The sequence below is a fragment of the Pseudarthrobacter oxydans genome, from assembly GCF_013314975.1.
GTDB classification, from domain to species: Bacteria; Actinomycetota; Actinomycetes; order Actinomycetales; family Micrococcaceae; genus Arthrobacter; species Arthrobacter oxydans.
Genome location: NZ_JABTYH010000002.1, coordinates 172431 through 193261 on the forward strand (window position 1 = coordinate 172431; position 20831 = coordinate 193261).

Consider the following 20831-nt stretch of genomic DNA (forward strand, 5'->3'; position numbering starts at 1 on the left):
CCCCGCCCACGCCACCGCGGCCGCCGCCGCACGAGCAACAGCACCAACCACCAAACAGCAACCGAAAGCAGCTTCACCGCATGGAAATCATCATCCTTCCCACCCCTGCCGACGTGGCCCGCACGGCCGCGGACGCCATCGAGGAGCAGGTCCGCCGCGGCCCGTCCGTCCTGGGACTGGCCACCGGGTCAACCCCGCTGGGCACCTACCAGGAGCTCATCGAACGGCACCGGACCGGCGGCCTGAGCTTCGCCCAGGCGCAGGCTTTTCTTCTCGACGAGTATGTGGGCCTGCCGAGTGCTCACCCGCAGTCCTACCACTCGGTGATCCGGGACGAGTTCACGGCCAGCGTGGATTTCGCTGCGGACGCGGTGCATGGCCTGGACGGCATGGCTGAGGACCCGCAGGCCGAGGCGGAGCAGTACGAGGCGAGGATTGCAGCTGCGGGAGGGGTGGATCTCCAGATCCTGGGCATCGGCACGGACGGGCATGTGGGTTTCAACGAGCCCATGTCCTCGCTCGGCTCACGCACCCGGATCAAGACCCTCACACGCCAGACGCGGCAGGACAACGCACGCTTTTTCGACCACGCGGACGACGTCCCGGACCACGTACTGACCCAGGGTCTTGGCACCATCCGGGAGGCCCGGCACCTGCTGCTGCTCGCCATGGGCGAGGCGAAGGCGGAAGCCATTGCCGCCGCCGTCGAGGGCCCGGTTGCCGCCATCTGCCCGGCGTCCGCGCTTCAGCTGCATCCGCACGTCTCCGTCCTGGTGGACCAGGCCGCGGCCTCACGGCTGGCCCACCGGGACTACTACACGGACACGTTCGGGCGGAAGCCGGCGTGGCAGGGACTCTGAGCAGGGGCCAGGGCGCGCCGGCTGCTGCTGTCAGCCCGCCCCAGCTGGAGCTTGCCGTGGAAAACGCCGACGGCGTGCGGCTGGCTGCCGCCGTCGGCGCGGCCCGGGTGGAGCTCTGCGCAGCCCTCGCCGAAACCGAGGGCATCACGCCAAGCATCGGGATAACGGAACAGGCCTGCCGTGTTGGGCTGCCCGTCCACGTCCTGGTGCGGCCGCGGCCGGGCGACTTCGCCTACTCCAGTGAAGAGCTCGACGTCATCGAGCGCGACGTGGCTGCTGCGCTGGCCGCGGGTGCCGCGGGCGTCGTGGTGGGTGTTCTCGCGCCCGACGGCGGGCCGGACGTTCCTGCCCTCCGCCGGATTGTTGCAGCGGCAGGCCGGTCCAACCCGGCTGCGGAAATCACGTTTCACCGGGCGTTCGATGCTGCCCTTGCGGCCGGCGCCGACCCTGCTGACGCGCTGGCCCGGCTGGAGCAGGCAGGCGTGCACCGCGTCCTGACCAGCGGGGGCAGCCCGGACTGCGCCGCCGGCCTCAGTACCCTGGGCCGTTTGGTGGAGCTGGGACGAAAATACGCGCCCTCCGTCCAGATCATGGCCGGCGGAGGAGTGACGCTTGAGCTGGTACCGTCGCTGCTCGGCATCGGCGTCCACGCCGTGCACACCTCGGCCCGGCAGCGATCGAACGGCCATTCCGGTGCTGGCCGGGCCCCGGCTGCCGATCCTGCCCTGGCAGCCCAACTGGCGGGAGCACTCACAACCGGAGGCCTGAAACCATGAGCGCTACTTTGATACTTCGCGGCCGCATCGTCACCGGAAGCATGGACGTCCCCGATGGCGCGGTAGCGGTCGACGACGGCGTAATCACCTACGCTGGTCCGGCGTCGGACTTTCCCGGCGACCCCGGGCCCAAGGACCACGAGCCTGCGCGCATCATCCTGCCCGGGCTGGTGGACCTGCATTGCCATGGCGCGCTGGGTGCGGATTTCTCTGAGGGATCCGCCGAGGGCGCCCGGTCAGCGGCACAGTATCTGCACAGCCGCGGCACCACCACGCTGCTCGCAAGCCTCGTCACGGGGTCAGCGGAACACCTGGTCCGGAACCTCAAGGCACTGAAGACGCTGGCGGATGACGGGCTGATCGCTGGTTCCCATCTTGAAGGCCCGTTCCTCGCATCGGGACAGTGCGGCGCCCACGATCCCACGCTGCTGCTCGAACCCGACGCCGGGCTTGTGTCCGACCTGTTTGAGGCGGCCGGTTCCTCGCTGGTTTCCATGACGCTCGCAGCCGAGCTTCCGGGCGCTACGGCCCTGGTGGACATGCTCACTGCGCGCGGGGTCATTCCATCCTTGGGCCACACTGCCGCGGACCACGGCACCGCTGCTTCCCTCCTGGAGCAGGCTGCCGGAGGGCTGGCCGGGCCGGGGAACTCCACCGGAAGGATCCGCCCAACCGTCACGCACCTGTTCAACGCGATGCCCAGCCTGCACCACCGCGCTCCCGGTCCCGTAGCAGCCAGCCTCAGTGCAGCCCACGCCGGCAACGCCGTGGTGGAGCTGATTGCGGACGGCGTCCACCTTTCCCCGGAGACAGTCAAGATGGTGTTCGAGCTGGTGGGGGCGGAAAACATCGCCCTGGTCACGGACTCGATGGCCGCAACCGGCCTGCAGGACGGCCAGTACCGGCTGGGTACGCTGGCTGTCACGGTGGACAAGGGCGTCGCACGTGTGGACAGCACCGGCGCGATTGCCGGCGGCACCGCAACCCTCCTCGACGTCGTGCGGTCCGCGGTGGCGGCCGGGGTGCCCCTGCAGGGCGCAGTCCACGCGGCAACGGCCGTGCCTGCCTCCGTGCTGGGACTGTCCGCGCAAATTGGCGACCTCCGGGCCGGCATGCGCGCTGACGTCGCCGTTGTTGACGGGGACCTGAATCTGGCCGGAGTCCTGCGCCGGGGCGAGTGGGTCACGCCGCTGGAGTAGTGCTGTTTGGCTGCCTCACCGTTGAATGTCAGACCCCACTGCCAGGATGGATTTATGGAAGGCAATCCGGTGGTGGTGGAGGCAGAGGCGTTTGTTGATGCCTCCGTGGCTGCTTTTAGGGCGGTGCTCAGCGGCGCTGCTGTTGCCGGCACAGCTGGTTCCGGTACGGATGTTTCTGGTCTTGGTGGCGTTGAGCCTGGCGCTGACGCTGGCGGGATTGGTGATGATCCGTTGCACCGGGTTGCTGATAATGCGTTGGATGTCCTTGCGGGGGTGGCGCGGTCGGAGGCGAAGCTGGCAGCGGTGAAGGCGCGGGCGGTTCAGGTGCTCGCTGCCGCCACGAGTGTGGTGAACGGTCCGCCGTCCTCACCGCAGGAGGCCACGGCCCAGGACCGGAGCCTGGTGGCCGAGGTCGGGTGTGCACTGGTGATCGGTGACCGTGCCGCCGGTGCCTTGTTGGCCGAGTCCCACGCCCTGGCCACCGCCCTGCCCCGGACCCTCGCCGCGTTGGGGTCCGGGACGATTCCTGGGCCCATGCCCGGGAAATGGTGGACCAGACCGTGGGGCTTGACCGGGCCGGGGCCGCCGCCCTGGAGGCCCACTTCCTGGACCCGGACACGCCACGGCCGGCCGGTGCGGCGACGATCGGTGAGATGCCGGCCTACCGGTTCAAGGCCAAGGCCCGGACCTGGCGGGAACGCCACCACACCGAATCCATCGGGAAACGCCATACCAAGGCCGCGGCGGACCGGCGGGTCGAATACCGGCCTGACCAGGACGGGATGGCCTGGCTCTCGGCCTGCCTCCCCGCCGACCAGGCCATGGCAGGCTGGAACCGGCTCAACGCCCTCTCCCGCGCCGCACAAGGACCCACCGAACCCCGCACCCTCACCCAACTCAGTGCCGACCACTTCGCCCAAGCCATCCTCACCAGCGGCACCAATGCCAGCATCGGCGACGGGGCAGGTGCCGGAACGGATCTCACCCCGTCTTCGTCAATCCGGGCGCAGGTCCTCGTCACCGTTCCGGTCGTCGCCCTCATGGGAGTGACCGACGAGCCAGCCATGCTGGACGGCTTTGGCCCCATCCCAGCCTCGATGGCACGGGACCTGGTCGCTGACGGTGCTGATTCGTTCTACCGGGTCCTGGTCGATCCGCGGGACGGGGCACCGTTGGAGATCGGGCGGAGCAGCTACCGGGTGACCAAGGCCATGCGGAACTGGCTCCGGCTGCGCGACGGCCAGTGTCCGTTCCCCGGCTGCAGCAACCCGTCTTTGGATAATGAGGCAGACCACCTCCTCGCCTGGCACCACGGCGGGACCACCGGGATCAGCAACCTGGGACAGCCCTGCCCGAAACACCACAAACTCCGGCACACCAGCAGGTGGAAACCAACACCAGCCACCAAAAACCAACCACCCGGCTGGACCTCACCCACCGGACGCCACTACAAAAGCGAACACCAGGACTGGGAACCACCCCACTGGCCGGAGTCTGCCCTGTCGGCCATGCCCGCGCGACTAGGACCGGAGGAGCACAACAACGGGCAAGTCCGCGACGTGATGCCCTGTCCGCCGATGGCCGCTGCCCAGGCCTGCCCTGCCGGAGACTCCGCATATTCGGAACCTCCGCCTGAGGAACCTGTGGATGACAACCTCATAGACCCAGACGACATCCCCGCGGATGACCCCCTGTGGGAGGACTTCTATGCCTTGCCGCCCATGCTGACGCAGGACCCGACCGGGGACTGGGACCCACTAAGGAACTGGGAACCTGTACTGACGTAACGGGCACCACATGCCCACAGACACGGGCGGCCGGGCACACGGGGTAACAGTCCAGTGTCGGGGCGACGGTCCAAGCACAGACCCGGGCCAGAAACGCGGGCGGAACTTCACAGGGAGGGATATAGGCCCCGCCCTCCGCCCAGTCCTAAACAGGACAAACGATTCAGTGTGCGCCTACTCAGCCCCGGGCAGGCAGACTTCCACGAGGCCGCCGCTGACCCGAGTCTCAAAGAGCGGCTGCCTCGCGGTCGCGGGGCCAGCCTGCACTTCGCCCGTGCGCAGCGAAAAGGTGCTTCCATGCCAGGGACACACGACGCACGGGTCGCTGCCGTCTCCAGGGCCGCCGTTCTGATCGACTCTGTCCTGGAGCCTGCCACCCTTGACCTTGCCTTCGTGCAGAGGCCCGGAAAGGTGGCTGCAGACGTCGGACAGCACGCTGACACTCTCACCCTCCCGGTAGGCAAGCAGCGGAATCTCGGCCACAACAATCTTGTGGAGCTTCCCGTCGGGCAAATCTGCGAGCGCTGCCAGAGGCTGCCATCCGCTTGGGAAGCGGTGCGGGATCTCCTCGCTGTGGTTCACGCCTGCCGCCTGCCGGTAGGTGAGATGGCCGCCCAGGAAACCGCCTGCCCCCACAACGGCGAGGCCGAGATAGGCGAGCACCTTGCCTCCGCCGCGGCTGCCCCGGGCCCTGGCTACAAGGGAGGCAGCGTAAAGGCCCGTGGCCGTGATGTTGGCAGCGGCATGGACCAGCCCCACCCGCTGCTGCTGGGGGTGCAGCTGCGTCCAGTCGGTAAAGCCAGCCACCGCGGAAGGCACGGCAGCCCCGGTGCCCACGCCGATCAGGAGGGCGGAAGCCTTGTCGTTACCAGGCAGGGCGTCCAGCACCGCCGCGGAGATCCACGCACCCATCGGCACCTGGACCGCCAACGGATGCACGGGGTGTCCGATGGGAACGCCGTGCAGGACGTCGCGCGCCCACTTGGGGCGGATGGCCCGCTTCACCACTTTTCGGACCTTTTTGGAAACAGGGTCCAGCCACTCCGCATCTTCCAGGCGGGTAACAAGTTCCAGTGCAGGCAGCGGTTTCATGTGTCTCCCTTACCCCATCGCTCCGTGTCCAGTCGATGCCGGGAAGCTTACTTGCCCGGGCGGGGTGCAGCACAGGGCCCCAGGTGCGAAAACCTAACGAAGCGGGGAACCCAGCACCGTGAACTGGTTGCCGCCCATTTCACCGGTGAGCAGTGGCATGGCTTCCTCAATCGCCGCCTGCACACTCTCCAGCCCCAGGGAAGCCCGGTGCGCCTCCTGCGATTCCCACAGTTCACAGACGAACACCGTGTCCGGCACGGCGTCGTTCACGCCCACCTCGTACAGCAGGCAGCCGGCTTCCTTCAGCCCGGCCATGGGCCGGACCAGGATTGAGAGAACGGCATCGCGCTGGCCGGGCTTGGTTTCGAGGCTTCCCACATTCGCAAAGGTCATAGGGACAGTGTGCAGCACGCCGGCGGCAAAGGCCGGAGGCTACCGCACCGCCGGCGCCGACGTCCCCAGCGGCGGCTGTTCGACGGCGGCCCCCGCCTTCACGCTGCCAGGCACCGAGGTTCCGGCCGGTTCCAAGGCCGCATCCGCCGTCGTGGTTTCACCTGCAAAGGCGCGGAGCATGGCGGCCCGATCGAACTGGCCTTCCCACTTGGCCACCACGAAGGTGGCAACGCAGTTGCCCAGCAGGTTCACCACCACGCGCATGGAGTCCATCAGCCGGTCCGCGCCCAACAGGAAGGCGACGCCCGCCACCGGGAAGATTCCCAAAGCACCCGCCGTGGCGGACAGGGCCAGGAATGCTGAACCGGGCACACCGGCCATGCCCTTGGATGTCAGCATGAGGATGCCCAGGGCAGCCAGCTGCTGGCCGAGGTCCAGGTTGTAGCCGAAGGCCTGCGCCAGGAAGAGGAGGGAAATGGACAGGTACAGCGCGGCGCCGTCGAGGTTGAAGGAGTACCCCGTGGGGACCACCAGGCCGGTGGTGGCGCGGGAGCAGCCGGCGTTGGTCAGCTTGGTCATGATGCGCGGCAGCACGGATTCGGTGGAGGCTGTGCCCAATGCGAGAAGGATTTCCTCGCGGGTGTACTTCATGAATTGCCAGAGCGGCACCCGCGGATAAACCCACGCCACCACGAACAGCAGTCCGATGAACACAATTGCCGCGCCATAGCAGGCTGCGATCAGCAGGGCATACGTGCTCAGCGAGCTGAGGCCGTACTGGCCGATGATGAATGCCATGGCACCGAAGGCACCCACCGGCGCCACCCGCATCACCCAGCCCATGATCTTGAAGAACAGCTCCAGCACGGTCTCCATCAGCGTGACGACGGGCATGCAGCGTTCACGGCCGACGACGACGATCGCCGCTCCGAAGAACACGGCGAAGCACAGCACCTGCAGCAGGCTGTTGCTGGCAAAGGCGCCCACCACGCTGGTGGGGATGATGCCCAGGATGAAGGCTCCGGCATCCTTCGGCGGTGCGGTGGCGGTTTTCGCGTTGAGGGCGTCCTGGGAGAGAGACGCCGGATCGATGTTCAGTCCCGCGCCTGGCTGGACCACGTTCCCCACCACCAGGCCAAAGACCAGGGCAAACAGTGTGGCTGCCGTGAAGTAGATCAACGCCTTGACGCCGGTGCGGCCCACGGCCTTGACGTCACTGACCGCGGCGATGCCGGTGACGATCACCAGGAAGATGAGCGGCGCGATGATCATCTTGATCAGCTGGATGAAGCCGTCACCCAGGGGGCGAAGCCCTGCGCCGATGTCCGGCCAGAAGTGTCCGATCAGGATGCCGGCCACAACGGCCACCAGGATCTGGAAGAAGAGGGACTTATAGAGCGGCTTCCTGGAAGCGGGAGGTGCTGCCGCGGGCGCGGTGACATTCATGCCGGTGCCTGTTCGTTGGAGGACGGCGGCACAGAGAATGCCGCAGGGTCACGAGCAACGTTAGGGAGCGCATGTTTCCGGAAAGATCAATCCATGATGCGGAACTATTAAGCCGCGCCAGCCACGCGGCGGGAAATCTGCCCGCAACTTCCATGACATGACAGCGCCACGAGCCAGTGGAAGTATCACTGTGTCTCAGCTGTACCTGCTGCAACACCAGCAACGTAAATGAAGGAGCATCATGCCCCTCACTCCCCCACCCGACGCCGAACTGGACATCATGATCCGGGCAAGACTGGCATCCCTCGGCATCGACCTCAACCAGCTTCCCGCCGGAACCGCCAGCGACCCCGAGACCGGAAGCCCCGGACAGGCGTCGGTACTGGCCAGCCTGCGTTCCTTCATGCGCACCACGGTCGCTGAACTGAGCGCCTACCAGGTGCCTTTTGCCGGCGCGGCAGGAACAGCGGACCCCGCGCTCCTGTCCCAGCAGGCAGCTCCGCCCGCCCTGTACCCCTCAATCGATACTGCACGGAGGACGGCATGAACCCGGTGGACAGCGTGGACAGCCAGCCGACGGACCGCACCATTGACCGCCGGTCCTTCGTCAACAGGTTTGCCGTCCTTGCAGCAGCTACGTCGCTGGGTGCGGTGGCGCTTCCCGCTGTTGCCCACGCCGCACCACCAGCGGTGGTGCCCGCCGGGATCAACCCGAACGCGTACGGGGACGTCCGGCCCGAAGCCCTGGCGGACATTACCGACCTGACCATCGCGGAAGCCGCAAGCCTCATCCGGCAGGGCCGGCTCAGCGCCGAACTGCTGGTGGAGGCCTACCTCGACCGGATCGGCGCGTTCGACGCGGACTATCAGGCGTTCAACCTGGTGGCAGCAGACGATGCCCTGGCAAGCGCCCGGGCCCTGGCCGGCGCCGCCTACAAGGGACCCCTTCACGGCATCCCGCTGGCCATCAAGGACAACTACTACACCCGCGCCTACCCCACCACAGCCAACTCATACATCTTCAAGGACTTCACGCCCCCGTTTGACGCAACGGCCGTGTCCAAGCTGACGGGCGCCGGCGGCATTGTCCTCGGAAAAACCCAGATGGGTCCGCTGGCCACCACCCGTGCCACCACTCCGGACGGCCGCATCACCACCGTCAATGCCTGGACCCCTGCGGATCCACGGACAAATCCGGGCGGATCCTCATCCGGCTCAGCAACGGCAGTGGCCGGACGGATGGCAACGTCCAGCGTGGGAACCCAGACCGGCGGCTCCATCACCGCGCCGTCCAACGCCCAAAACCTCACGGGGCTCAAACCGACCATGGGCCGCGTTTCGCTGTACGGCATCATCCCGCTGAGCTATACGCGCGATCACCCGGGACCGCTCGCCAGGGACGCCAAGGACGCAGCCATCATGCTGGGCGCAATGGCCGGGGAGGATCCCAACGACCCACGCACCCTGGGGCTTCCGCCCGTCCCGGACCTGATTACCGCCGCAACTCCAGTCAAGCGCGGCAACAAGGTGGCCATGCGCTGGGGCACCCGGGTGGGCGTGATCCCGGACTTCACCGCAGGATCCTCGGAAACCGCAGCGGCACGCAAGGCCTTCCTGGACAAGCTCGCCGGCATTGAAGGAATCCAGGTTGTGGACGTTCGACTGCCCGAGGACTGGGACACACTGACAAGCACAGCGTTCAACAATGTGCGGCTGCCGGAACGGAGTGAGCCGTTCCTGCCCATACTGCGCAAGGATCTCCGCAGCTTTGGGGTGTCTGTGACCGGCTGGCTGCAGGGCTCTATGCTGGGCGCCAACGAGTACGTCCTGGGCCAGCGCGCCAAGGTCCTGCTGCTGGAACGCGTCCTGGACGATCTGTTCGAGCAGTGCGATGTGGTGCTCCAGACCAGCCCCAACCCCTTCGACGCGATTGGGCTGCCCGAACTCGCCCTGCCCATCGGTTTTGACTCGGCCGGCGTCCCGGTGGGCACCATCCTTGGCGGCCAGCCCTTCGCCGAGGACCGGCTGCTGGCGGTGGCCGCCGCCTACCAGGCGGTGACCGACTGGCACCTGCGGCGCCCCGCAAACCCGGCCGGCGAAGTCCCCGAGCCGATTTCCGTTGATCCGTCCAAGTCCCGGAAGCCGTTCGCCAAGAGCGCGCGCGGCAGGGTTTCGGCTGCACCCGCTCCACAGGGCCGGGGCCGCCTCGAGGCACATGAGGTGGCCGAGCTGTCCCAGTAGCAGCGCCAATGCCCCCGGCCCGCCTCCTTCCCGGGAGGCGGGCCGGGACGTCCACTGTTCAGTCCGCAGCCGGCAGTGCCGCGGCCTGGACCACCACCGTTCCGCTGGACGTGGTGTCCTCGTTCAGCATCCAGCCCACCCGTTTGACCGTCCGCAGCATCACCACGCTTTCCACCAGGTGCATGCCGGGGACCTTTTGCTGGAGGGCAAGTTCGGCAGTCATGACGTCCGCAAGGGACTGCAGCCACATGATGATGACGAAGTTGGTGGGCCCGGTGGTGGAGGCGCTCAGCCGAACATTCTTGATGGTCCGGATGGCGGCGGCCGCTTCCTCGTGCTGTCCTGCCGGGACGTTGGCGAACCACTGGCAGGTCACCGGATAGGAGGAGAAAGCCTGCGCGATTTCGCAGCGGAACAGCAGGATGCCGCTGGCCAGCACCCGGTTCAGCTGCCGCTGCACCGTTGCCGGACGCCGCCCCAGTTCCCGCGCTATCTGGGCGGCGGTCGCCCTGCCGTCGCGGGCCAGGAACGGCAACAGGTCCAGGTGGCTTTGCGGCAACTGCCCGGCTTCCGCATGCCGGGCGTCCTGGCCGCTTTGGCTGCCGAGCGTCCGAAGCAATGCCAGCTGAGGCTTGTCCAGGATATTCAGCCGCCACTCATCGGCACTCGTGTGCAGCCGTGTGCACAGCGCGGCCTGGTACTTGATCAGCCCCTCGATGCCCTTCAACTGGGCCACCACCGAGGCACTGAACTCCTTCAGCGACCTGGTAATCACGGTCAACATAAGGTCCCTGTTGCTTGCCGCTTCCTCCACGGTGACGATCCCGGGGATGCCGGCCAATTGCGCGGTCACACTGTCCCGCAGGTTCATGTCGCAGTCCACCGCCACGAAGGCCAGGAGCATCTGCCGTGGATCCCCCGCGAGGTGGGCCGTCACCCACGCTGCCCCGCTTGAGGTCAGCCGTTCCCAGCGGGCAGCAAGGGTAGTGGCGTGCACGCCCAGCACCTTGGCGGCATCCGCCCAGCCGAGCCGCGGATACGTCTGCAGCACCTGGATGAGGGCCAGGTCTTCCTCGCTGAGTTCCATCAGGCACACCTCCTCTTGCACGAATCCTGCGCATATCTGTTGCCGAAAGAATATTTCCAGTGCTTTCACGCGATGTGAGTTGCGCCACTCCAGAATAGTCCACAGACCCGGACAGCTAAGCCAAGGAGCCGCACAGTGCCCGTAATTGAAGACGCCAAGGAACTGCACGGGGACCTCATCCGCCTCCGCCATGACCTCCACCGGCACCCGGAAATCGGGCTACACCTCCCGCGGACCCAGGAGAAGGTCCTCCAGGCCCTCGACGGGCTTCCTTTCGAGATCACCCTGGGCAAGGAAACCACCTCCGTGACCGCAGTGCTTCGCGGGGGCAAGGCCGCGGCAGGCGGCGACGGTACCCATCGGCCCGCAGTCCTCCTCCGCGCGGACATGGACGGCCTTCCCGTCCAGGAGAAGACGGGCGTGGAGTTCTCTTCCCAGGCCGACGGCGCCATGCACGCCTGCGGCCACGACCTGCACACCTCGATGCTCGCTGGAGCCGCCACCCTCCTTGCCGAGAAGCAGCACCTGCTGCAGGGCGACGTTGTCCTGATGTTCCAGCCCGGCGAAGAGGGCTGCGACGGTGCAAGCTACATGATCCGCGAAGGCGTCCTGGATGCCGCCGGAACCCGCGTGCAGGCGGCCTACGGAATGCATGTGTTCTCTTCGCTCGAGCCCCACGGCACCTTCTGCACGAAGCCCGGCGTGATGCTCAGCGCCTCCGACGGACTGGAGGTCACGGTGCTGGGCGCGGGCGGCCACGGTTCCGCCCCACATGCCGCAAAGGATCCCGTCACAGTGGCTGCCGAGATGGTCACCGCCCTGCAGGTCATGGTGACCCGGCAGTTCAACATGTTCGATCCGGTGGTGCTCTCGGTGGGCGTGCTGCACGCCGGCACCAAGCGGAACATCATCCCCGAGACTGCCCGCATCGAGGCGACAGTCCGCACCTTCTCGGAAAGCTCCCGGCTCAGGATGATGGACGCCGTGCCGCGCCTGCTCCAGGGAATAGCGGCCGCGCACGGGGTCGAGGTCCACGTGGACTACCAGGAGGAATACCCCCTCACCATCACCAACGAAGACGAAACGCACACGGCGGAGAAGGTCATCTCGGGGCTCTTCGGCGAGCGCCGCCTGTCCCGCTGGGCCACCCCCCTGAGCGGTTCTGAAGACTTTTCCCGGGTACTCGCCGAGGTGCCCGGCACGTTCGTCGGCCTCAGCGCCGTCGCCCCGGGGGCCGATCCGGCCACCTCACCGTTCAACCACTCCCCTTATGCAACGTTCGACGACGGCGTGCTGGCTGATGGAGCTGCGCTGTACGCCGAACTGGCCACCTCGCGGCTTGCCGCGCTGGCGGCGGCGGCCTGACCCGCCGTCGTCCTTCCCATCCCCGCCATCCTCTTCACCATGAACCCGAGGAAGTAACCATGTCCATGGCAGTAACCAAGCAGCAGACTGGACGCGTGTCCACCACCAAGACCATCGTCGGAACCGGCATCGGCAATGCCGTCGAATGGTACGACTGGGCCATTTACGCCACGTTCACGCCCTTCATTGCCAGCCAGCTCTTCAGCAAGGCCGACCCGGCGTCGGCGGTGCTGTCCACCCTGGCGATCTTCGCCGTCGGCTTTGTGGCACGGCCCTTCGGCGGCTTCCTCTTCGGCTGGATCGGCGACAGGGTGGGCCGCAAGACCTCGATGACCCTCGCCGTCGGACTCGCCTCGCTGGGCAGCCTGATGATCGGCATCGCTCCGACCTTCGCGAGCGTCGGCGCCTGGGCATCCCTGATGCTGCTCGTGGCACGGCTCATCCAGGGCCTGGCGCACGGCGGCGAGCTGCCGTCGTCGCAGACCTACCTGTCCGAGATGGCCCCCAAGGAGCATCGCGGATTCTGGGCCACCCTGATCTACACCTCCGGAACCGTGGGCATCCTGTTCGGCACACTGCTGGGCGCCGTCCTTAACATGACCCTGACTGCGGAGGCCATGAACGCCTGGGGCTGGCGCATCCCGTTCCTGCTGGGCGCGGCCATGGGGCTGTACGCGCTGATCATGCGGTCACGGCTGCACGAAACCGACGCGTTCGAGGGCGAATCGCTGGCCGAAAAGCGGGCGCCGCTCTGGCCGCAGATTGTCCGCCACCGCAAGCAGGCGCTGCAGGTCATCGGCCTGACGGTTGGCCTGACCGTCATCTACTACGTCTGGGGAGTCGTGGCTCCCAGCTACGCCACCACCGCACTGAAGATCGACCGCGGCGAAGCACTATGGGCAGCCGTCATCGCCAACATCGTCTTCATCGCCGCCCTTCCTTTCTGGGGGAAGCTGTCCGACCGCATCGGACGCAAGAAGGTGCTGTGGTCCGGGGCCATCGGGTCTGCAGTGATGCACTTCCCCATGACCTGGCTGCTCAAGGATTCAGCCTGGCAGCTGGCCGTGGGCATGTCCGTCATGCTGGTCTTCATTGCTGCGAGCGCCGCCATTGTCCCGGCCGTCTACGCAGAGCTGTTCCCCACGTCCATCCGCACCGTTGGCGTGGGTGTGCCGTACTCCATCTGCGTGGCAGTGTTCGGCGGCACCGCACCGTACCTGCAGCAGTGGCTCGGAACCACCATGGGCGTTCCGCAGCTGTTCAACATCTACGCAGTGGTGCTCCTGGCCGTGAGCGCTGCATTCGTGTTCACCATTCCGGAGACGATGGGCAAGGACCTGACGCACTAGGGCAGGCTTGAAACGCAACCAAAAAGGGTAGACGCGGCCCTAGCGTGCGCCGAAGCGCAGGTGCACGATTTAAGTACCGGATCACAACACCCAATGAGGCCGGATAAGCGCCCCCACTAGCAGGGCGTGCAGTTTGAAAAGGGGACGGGCAGGCTGCGGCCGCCGCTGACCAACCGCGATGCTCAGTCAGGCGCTGGCTTACCCTGCCCCACATGGGGAATCGCGCCCTAACACAATTGGTGAATCGCATCCTTTTCAGGAGCACAAATGTCCATCACTCCAACAACAGGAATCCGCTCAACCCGGGCAAGGATCGCCCTGGTTCCGCTCCTCTCCCTGGGCCTGCTCGGGGGCTCCGTGGCATTCGCCGGCCCGGCCCAGGCACATGACGACCGGCGTGACGACCGGCACGGGTGTACCGTCAAGCCGCTGGACCCTAAGGACCTCCGCGGCAACAAGGTCGATTTCAGGATCAAGGCCGATTGCGACGGCAAGAAGACTGTCCACATCCGCCAACTCCGCTACGAGGACGAGAAGGGCCCGCGGCGCACGGACGACTTCCTCGGCAGCTCGCACTTCTACGAGGAATTCGATAAGAAGGACGACGCCAGGATCATCCACAGCGTTGATAAGGTGCGCAACCTGGACAAGAGGGGCGCCGAAGAGGTGTACCACATGGTGTCCTACCGGGTGAAGAAGGACAACGGACACTGGTCCGACTGGTCCGAGTGGAAGAAGAGCGACGTCGTTGAAGTAACGAGAGGCCGGTAACCGGTTAGAACAGCACGGATCCATAAAAAGCACAGACGAAGAGCCAGGGGCCACGGCCCCTGGCTCTTTTGCCATGTGCGGACTGGACCAGGGACCCCGACCACGCGCCCCTTGACTCCCCCACCCCTCATTCCCTACACTTTTCATAAAGCAGAATCTGAATTCCACAAAGCGGAAAGTTTGTAAAGACTGGAAGCAGGGGAAGATGGATCAAAGCCCCTCCTTGGAAGGACCTACGATGACGTACACTGTGAACTGCTCCATCCTCCTCACGGAGCTGCCCCTGCTCGAACGCCCCGCCGCAGCCAAGGCAGCGGGCTTTGACGCGGTTGAGTTCTGGTGGCCGTTTGAAAGCTCCGTCCCGTCCGACGCGCAGATCACCGAATTCGAGAACGCCATCCAGGACGCCGGCGTTCAGCTCACCGGCCTGAACTTTAACGCTGGCAACATGCCCGGCGGCGATCGCGGCCTGGTCTCCTGGAAGGGACGCTGCTCCGAGTTCAAGGACAACATCGATGTTGTGGCCGGCATCGGCGGGCGACTGGGCTGCAAGGCCTTCAACGCCCTCTACGGCAACCGGCAGGAGGAGTTCACTCCCGAAGAGCAGGACGAACTGGCGGTCAGGAACCTCGCCGCAGCAGCAGAAGGCGTCGCCCGGATCGGCGGGACAGTCCTCCTCGAACCTGTCAGTGGGGCACCCACGTACCCGCTCCTCACCGCCGACGACGCACTCAAGGTCATCGCCCGCGTGAAGGCGGAGGCCGGCGTCGGCAACATCAAGCTCCTCGCCGACTTCTACCACCTCTCAGTCAACGGCGACGACGTCCAGTCCGTCATCGAAAACCACGCCAAGGACTTCGGCCACATCCAGATCGCGGACAACCCCGGCCGCGGCGCCCCCGGCACCGGCACCCTCCCCCTCGGCGAGTGGATCGCCCGCAGCCGTGAACTCGGCTATGAGGGCTACATCGGCCTCGAGTACAAGGAACCGCAGGAAACGGCCTTCAGCTGGGCCATCCGCGAACACGCCGCCAAGTAATCCCCACCCGCCTGCCGCACCACCACAGACTTCCAGAAAAGAGAACCATCATGAGCAACGTTGCAGTTATCGGACTCGGAATCATGGGCCTGCCCATGGCCATCAACCTGGTCAAGGCCGGCCACACCGTCACCGGCTTCAACCGGAGCCAGGACAAGACCGACAAGCTCGTCTCCGAAGGCGGCAAGGGCGCCACCAGCATCGCGGACGCCGTCAAGGATGCCGACGTCGTCATCACCATGGTGCCGGACTCCCCCGACGTCGAGGGCGTCGTCAGCGGCAAGGACGGTGTCTTCGCCAACGCCAGGCAGGGCACGTTGTGGATCGACGCGTCCAGCATCCGCCCCGACGTCGCCAAGCGCCTGTCCGATGAAGCCCGCGAGGCCGGCATCCGCCCCCTCGACGCCCCGGTCTCCGGCGGGGAACAGGGTGCCATCGACGCCGTCCTCTCCATCATGGTCGGTGGCGACAAGGAAGACTTCGAGGCAGCCTCGGACGTCCTGAACGCCGTCGGCAAGACCATCGTCCACGTCGGCCCCTCCGGCTCCGGCCAGACCGTCAAGGCAGCCAACCAGCTCATCGTCGCCGTCAACATCGAGGTCCTTGCCGAGGCCATCGCTTTCCTTGAGGCCTACGGCGTGGACACCGACGCAGCCCTCAAGGTCCTCGGCGGCGGCCTGGCCGGCTCCAAGGTCCTCGACCAGAAGGGCCAGAAGATGCTGGACCGCAACTTCGACCCCGGCTTCCGCCTGGCCCTGCACCACAAGGACCTCGGCATCGTCACCTCCGCCGCCCGCGAAGCCAACGTCGCCGTCCCCCTCGGCGCCGTCGTCGCCCAGCTCGTTGCCGCCACCGTCAACCAGGGCGACGGCGCACTGGACCACTCAGGACTCTTCAAGCAGGTCCTCCAGCTCAGCGGCCGGAAATAAGCACCAGCGCCACAGGCGCCTCAGAAAAACCAGCAGGGGACCCGCCGTCGTCCATGAAAACGACGGCGGCTCCCTTAGCACACCCAATAACAGCCCAAAAGGGCCCCTAAAGTTTCCCAAGGAGCACACCATGAGCAAGATGCGTACCGTTGATGCAGCGGTTGCCATCCTGGAAAAGGAAGGCGCCATCGAGGCGTTCGGCCTGCCAGGCGCCGCGATCAACCCCTTCTATTCCGCAATGCGCGCCCACGGCGGCATCCGCCACACCCTGGCCCGCCACGTTGAAGGTGCCAGCCACATGGCGGACGGCTTCAGCCGCGCCAAGGACGGCAACATCGGCATCTGCATCGGCACCTCCGGCCCCGCCGGCACGGACATGATCACCGGCCTGTACGCCGCCTGGGCCGATTCCATCCCGATGCTCTGCATCACAGGCCAGGCTCCCGTGGCCAAGCTGCACAAGGAAGACTTCCAGGCCGTGGACATCGAGTCCATTGCCAAGCCCGTCACCAAGATGGCCATGACCATCCTGGAGCCCGGCCAGGTTCCCGGCGCCTTCCAGAAGGCTTTCCAGCTGATGCGCTCCGGCCGCCCCGGCCCCGTGCTGCTGGACCTGCCCATCGACGTGCAGCTGGCCGAGATCGAGTTCGACATCGACACCTATGAGCCCCTGCCCGTGGAAAAGCCGAAGGCCTCCCGGAAGCAGCTGGAAAAGGCCCTGGACATGCTGACCGCTGCCAAGCATCCGCTGATCGTGGCCGGCGGCGGCATCATCAACGCCGGCGCCTCCGCGCAGCTGGTGGAGCTGGCCGAGACCCTGAACATCCCCGTCATCCCCACCCTGATGGGCTGGGGCACCATCCCGGACGACCACCAGCTCATGGCCGGCATGGTGGGCCTGCAGACCAGCCACCGCTACGGCAACGAGAACTACCTGCGGAGCGACTTCGTGATCGGCATCGGCAACCGCTGGGCCAACCGCCACACCGGCGGCCTGGACACGTACACGGCCGGCCGCAAGTTCGTGCACATCGACATCGAGCCCACGCAGATCGGCCGCGTGTTCTCCCCGGACCTGGGCATCGCGTCCGACGCCGGTGCGGCGCTGGCCGGGCTGGTTGAACTCGCCAAAGAGCGCAAGGCGGCAGGGTCCCTGCCGGACTACAGCGCCTGGGTCGCGGAGTGCCAGGGCCGCAAGGCCTCCCTGCACCGCAAGACGCACTTCGAGAACATCCCCATCAAGCCGCAGCGCGTGTACGAGGAAATGAACAAGTCCTTCGGCCGCGACACCATCTACGTGTCCACCATCGGCCTGTCGCAGATCGCCGGCGCGCAGATGCTGCACGTGTTCGGCCCGCGCAAGTGGATCAATGCCGGCCAGGCGGGCCCCCTGGGCTGGACCGCCCCGGCAGCCCTGGGCGTGGTCCGCGGCAAGCCGGACGAGACCGTGGTGGCCCTCTCCGGCGACTACGACTTCCAGTTCATGATCGAGGAACTGGCCGTGGGCGCGCAGTTCAACCTGCCCTACATCCACGTGGTGGTGAACAACTCCTACCTGGGCCTGATCCGCCAGTCCCAGCGCGGGTTCAACATGGAACAGAACGTGTCCTTGGCGTTCGACAACATCAACTCGCCTGAGACCAACGGCTACGGCGTGGACCACCTCAAGGTTGCCGAAGGCCTGGGCTGCAAGGCCGTGCGCGTGGAGGACCCCAACGACCTCGCCGCCGCCTTCGACAAGGCCAAGGCACTCATGGGCGAGTTCCAGGTTCCCGTGGTGGTGGAAGTGATCCTGGAGAAGGTCACCAACATCTCCATGGGCGTGGAAATCAACGCGGTGAACGAGTTCGAGGAACTGGCGGAAACCGCCGCCGACGCCCCCACCGCCATCCTGGCGCTGCAGGCCTAAACCCTGCAGGCCCTGGAAAGAAAGACAGCCATGCGCATCGTCATTGCCCCGGACAAGTTCAAGGGGTCGTTGTCCGCCCCCGAAGTCTGTGCGCACCTTGAGAAAGGGCTGCAGCGAGGCGCGGGCAACAACCTTGACGTGGTCCGGATTCCCGTAGCCGACGGCGGTGAGGGCACCCTCGACGCCGCCGTCGGCTCGGGCTTCACCCGCCGCAGCGCCGTGGTGGCCGGACCAACGGGGGAACCGGTCACGGCCGAGTTCGCCGTCCGGGGCAATGAGGCCGTCATCGAGATGGCCGCGGCCTCGGGCCTGGCGCTTCTCCCCGCCCGTGCCCTGGTGGACGGGCGCCCGGGCTCGACGGCGGCCCGCACCGCCACGAGCCTGGGCACCGGCCAGCTCATCCGTGCCGCCCTGGATGCCGGCTGCAACCGCATCATCCTGGGCGTGGGCGGCAGTGCCAATACCGACGGCGGCGCCGGAGTCCTGCAGGGCCTCGGCGCCAGGCTCCTCGATGCCGCGGGCAACGACCTTCCGGCCGGCGGCGCCGCCTTGGCCCGCCTGGACCGGATCGACTTCAGCGGGTTTGAACCCCGGCTGAAGGACACACGCTTTGTGCTGGCGTCCGACGTCGACAATCCCCTGCTGGGCGCCCAGGGCGCCGCGGCGATTTTCGGCCCGCAGAAAGGCGCCACACAACAGGACGTCGGCATGCTCGACGCCGCCCTGGCCAGGTTTGTCGAAGTCCTGGCCAGGGAAATCGGTTCGGAAGGCCCGTCCAACAGGGCCTTCAAAGCGGCGGAAGCGCCGGGCGCCGGAGCGGCGGGAGGCGTTGGCTACGCAGCCATCGCCGTCCTTGCCGCAACCCGGCGCCCGGGCATCGACGTCGTGCTCGAATTCACCGGCCTCGCCGAACGGCTGGCCGGCGCCGACCTGGTGATCACCGGCGAAGGCAGCCTGGACGAACAAAGCCTGCTGGGCAAGACCCCCATGGGCGTAGCCCGGGCAGCCGCCGCGCAGGGCGTCCCCGTGATTGCCGTCTGCGGGCGGACCACCCTGGCCGAGGGGCAGGCGGGCGCCGCCGGATTCGAGGACGTTTACGCTTTGACCGAGCTTGAAAGCAATGTAGACAGGTGCATAGCAGAGGCAGCGCCGCTTCTGGAGCAGCTAGGCACACAGATCAGCGGAAGGCTGGCAGCCACCACGCTGTCCCGCTCCGCAACCACCAAGGAGGACCTCCATGTCTGAAGAACGTTTTGACCTGGTCATCCGCGGCCAGCGCATCCTCACCACCGCCGGCCTGGCTCCCCGTGAAGTGGGCGTCCGCGGCGGAAAGATCGTGGCCCTCGAGCCGCTGGGCAACGGCCTGGCCGGCGCGGAAGTCATTGAACTGGCTGACGACGAAACCCTCATCCCCGGCCTGGTGGACACGCACGTCCACGTCAACGAGCCCGGCCGTACCGAGTGGGAAGGCTTCGCCTCCGCCACCCGTGCGGCGGCGGCAGGCGGCGTCACCACCATCATCGACATGCCGCTGAACTCCGTCCCGCCCACCACCACCGTGGCAAACCTCAAGCTCAAGCGTGAGGTGGCCGAGGACCAGGCGTTCGTCGACGTCGGGTTCTGGGGCGGCGCGATTCCCGGGAACAAAGGCGACCTGCGCGCCCTGCATGACGAAGGCGTGTTCGGCTTCAAGTGCTTCCTCCTGCACTCCGGCGTGGACGAGTTCCCGCACCTGGACGCGGACGAGATGGAGGAGGACATGGCCGAGCTCAAGTCCTTCGACTCGCTCATGATCGTCCACGCCGAGGACTCGCACGCCATCGACCGCGCCCCGCACCCCGGCGGCGACCACTACCAGACCTTCCTGGCCTCCCGCCCGCGCGGCGCCGAGAACAAGGCCATCGCCGAGGTCATCGAACGGGCCCGCTGGACCGGTGCGCGCGCGCACATCCTGCACCTCTCGTCGTCGGACGCGTTGCCCATGATTGCCAGCGCAAAGCGCGACGGCGTGAAGCTCACCGTGGAGACATGCCCGCACTACCTCACGCTGATGGCCGAGGAAATCCCGGACGGCGCCACCGCCTACAAGTGCTGCCCGCCCATCCGTGAAGCCTCCAACCGCGAGCTGCTGTGGCAGGGCCTGCTGGACGGCACTATCGACTGCATCGTCTCGGACCACTCCCCCTCCACCCTGGACCTGAAAGACCTGGAGAACGGTGACTTCGCCGTGGCCTGGGGCGGCGTCTCGTCGCTCCAGCTGGGGCTCTCACTGATCTGGACCGAAGCCCGCCACCGCGGCATCCCGCTGGAGCAGGTGGTGTCCTGGATGGGCGAGAAGCCCGCCGCCCTGGCCCGGCTCTCCACCAAGGGACAGCTGGCCCTGGGCTACGACGCCGACTTCGCCGTCTTCGCCCCGGACGAGGCCTTCGTGGTGGACGTCTCCAAGCTGAAGCACAAGAACCCCATCACCCCGTACGACGGCAAGGCCCTCTCCGGTGTGGTCCGCAAGACCTTCCTGCGCGGCGCCGTCGTGGACGGACAGACCCCCACGGGCAAACTGATCCGCCGCGGCGGAGTCTAAGGACGCG

Annotated in this window: 17 protein-coding genes and 1 pseudogene; 14 read left to right on the top strand and 4 right to left on the bottom strand. The window is 66.8% G+C overall.

Going from position 1 to position 20831, the window contains the following annotated elements:
- Positions 1-80: 80 nt before the first annotated feature.
- The 4 genes and pseudogenes from nagB to HTS88_RS02375 all read left to right on the top strand — a co-directional run bounded on the left by nagB (position 81) and on the right by HTS88_RS02375 (position 4622).
- Positions 81-860 carry a glucosamine-6-phosphate deaminase gene (nagB, locus tag HTS88_RS02360; protein WP_174175094.1) on the top strand — a complete coding sequence of 260 codons (780 nt, stop codon included), beginning with the start codon at positions 81-83 and terminating at the stop codon, positions 858-860.
- Positions 845-1636 (top strand): copper homeostasis protein CutC, encoded by a 792-nt coding sequence (locus HTS88_RS02365; protein ID WP_174175096.1) that lies wholly within the window; start codon positions 845-847, stop codon positions 1634-1636. The genes nagB and HTS88_RS02365 overlap by 16 nt, the downstream gene beginning before the upstream one ends.
- On the top strand, positions 1633-2835 hold the full coding sequence (locus HTS88_RS02370; protein ID WP_174175098.1) for an N-acetylglucosamine-6-phosphate deacetylase: 1203 nt from the start codon (positions 1633-1635) through the stop codon (positions 2833-2835). The genes HTS88_RS02365 and HTS88_RS02370 overlap by 4 nt, the downstream gene beginning before the upstream one ends.
- A gap of 54 nt (positions 2836-2889) precedes the next feature.
- Positions 2890-4622: pseudogene (locus HTS88_RS02375) on the top strand (HNH endonuclease signature motif containing protein).
- Between the two features lie 174 nt (positions 4623-4796).
- Here HTS88_RS02375 and HTS88_RS02380 read toward each other — a convergent pair.
- The 3 genes from HTS88_RS02380 to HTS88_RS02390 form a co-directional block, all read right to left on the bottom strand.
- On the bottom strand, positions 4797-5714 hold the full coding sequence (locus tag HTS88_RS02380) for a Rieske (2Fe-2S) protein (protein ID WP_174175100.1): 918 nt from the start codon (positions 5712-5714) through the stop codon (positions 4797-4799).
- Between the two features lie 93 nt (positions 5715-5807).
- Positions 5808-6107 (bottom strand): putative quinol monooxygenase, encoded by a 300-nt coding sequence (locus tag HTS88_RS02385; protein WP_174175102.1) that lies wholly within the window; start codon positions 6105-6107, stop codon positions 5808-5810.
- Positions 6108-6146: 39 nt separating this feature from the next.
- A complete protein-coding gene (locus HTS88_RS02390; RefSeq protein ID WP_174175104.1) occupies positions 6147-7553 on the bottom strand; it encodes a cation:dicarboxylate symporter family transporter in 1407 nt (468 codons plus the stop codon).
- A gap of 241 nt (positions 7554-7794) precedes the next feature.
- On the opposite strand from HTS88_RS02390, the gene HTS88_RS02395 reads away from it, so the two are divergent.
- Together HTS88_RS02395 and HTS88_RS02400 are read left to right on the top strand one after the other, a co-directional pair.
- Complete coding sequence (locus HTS88_RS02395) at positions 7795-8100, top strand: hypothetical protein (protein WP_174175106.1); 306 nt, start codon at positions 7795-7797, stop codon at positions 8098-8100.
- On the top strand, positions 8097-9794 hold the full coding sequence (locus tag HTS88_RS02400; RefSeq protein WP_174175108.1) for an amidase: 1698 nt from the start codon (positions 8097-8099) through the stop codon (positions 9792-9794). The genes HTS88_RS02395 and HTS88_RS02400 overlap by 4 nt, the downstream gene beginning before the upstream one ends.
- Before the next feature lie 58 nt (positions 9795-9852).
- On the opposite strand, the gene HTS88_RS02405 is transcribed toward HTS88_RS02400, so the two are convergent.
- Positions 9853-10881, bottom strand: coding sequence for an Lrp/AsnC family transcriptional regulator (locus tag HTS88_RS02405; RefSeq protein ID WP_174175110.1), 1029 nt, complete (start codon positions 10879-10881; stop codon positions 9853-9855).
- A 135-nt stretch (positions 10882-11016) separates the two neighbouring features.
- Between HTS88_RS02405 and HTS88_RS02410 the strand changes: the two genes are divergently transcribed.
- From HTS88_RS02410 to allB, 8 genes are all read left to right on the top strand, one after another.
- Positions 11017-12246 (top strand): amidohydrolase, encoded by a 1230-nt coding sequence (locus HTS88_RS02410; RefSeq protein WP_174175112.1) that lies wholly within the window; start codon positions 11017-11019, stop codon positions 12244-12246.
- A gap of 59 nt (positions 12247-12305) precedes the next feature.
- Positions 12306-13595, top strand: a complete 1290-nt coding sequence (locus HTS88_RS02415; RefSeq protein ID WP_174175114.1) for an MFS transporter — start codon at positions 12306-12308, stop codon at positions 13593-13595.
- A gap of 267 nt (positions 13596-13862) precedes the next feature.
- Complete coding sequence (locus HTS88_RS02420; RefSeq protein ID WP_174175116.1) at positions 13863-14366, top strand: hypothetical protein; 504 nt, start codon at positions 13863-13865, stop codon at positions 14364-14366.
- Positions 14367-14604: 238 nt separating this feature from the next.
- Complete coding sequence (locus HTS88_RS02425; RefSeq protein WP_174175118.1) at positions 14605-15405, top strand: hydroxypyruvate isomerase family protein; 801 nt, start codon at positions 14605-14607, stop codon at positions 15403-15405.
- Between the two features lie 11 nt (positions 15406-15416).
- Positions 15417-16334 carry a 2-hydroxy-3-oxopropionate reductase gene (locus HTS88_RS02430; RefSeq protein ID WP_281358971.1) on the top strand — a complete coding sequence of 306 codons (918 nt, stop codon included), beginning with the start codon at positions 15417-15419 and terminating at the stop codon, positions 16332-16334.
- Between the two features lie 130 nt (positions 16335-16464).
- Positions 16465-18243: a glyoxylate carboligase gene (gcl, locus tag HTS88_RS02435; protein WP_174175120.1), complete on the top strand. Its 1779-nt coding sequence runs from the start codon at positions 16465-16467 to the stop codon at positions 18241-18243.
- Positions 18244-18273: 30 nt separating this feature from the next.
- On the top strand, positions 18274-19488 hold the full coding sequence (locus HTS88_RS02440) for a glycerate kinase (RefSeq protein ID WP_174175122.1): 1215 nt from the start codon (positions 18274-18276) through the stop codon (positions 19486-19488).
- On the top strand, positions 19481-20824 hold the full coding sequence (gene allB, locus HTS88_RS02445) for an allantoinase AllB (RefSeq protein WP_174175124.1): 1344 nt from the start codon (positions 19481-19483) through the stop codon (positions 20822-20824). Before HTS88_RS02440 ends, allB begins: the two co-directional genes overlap by 8 nt.
- Positions 20825-20831: the final 7 nt, after the last annotated feature.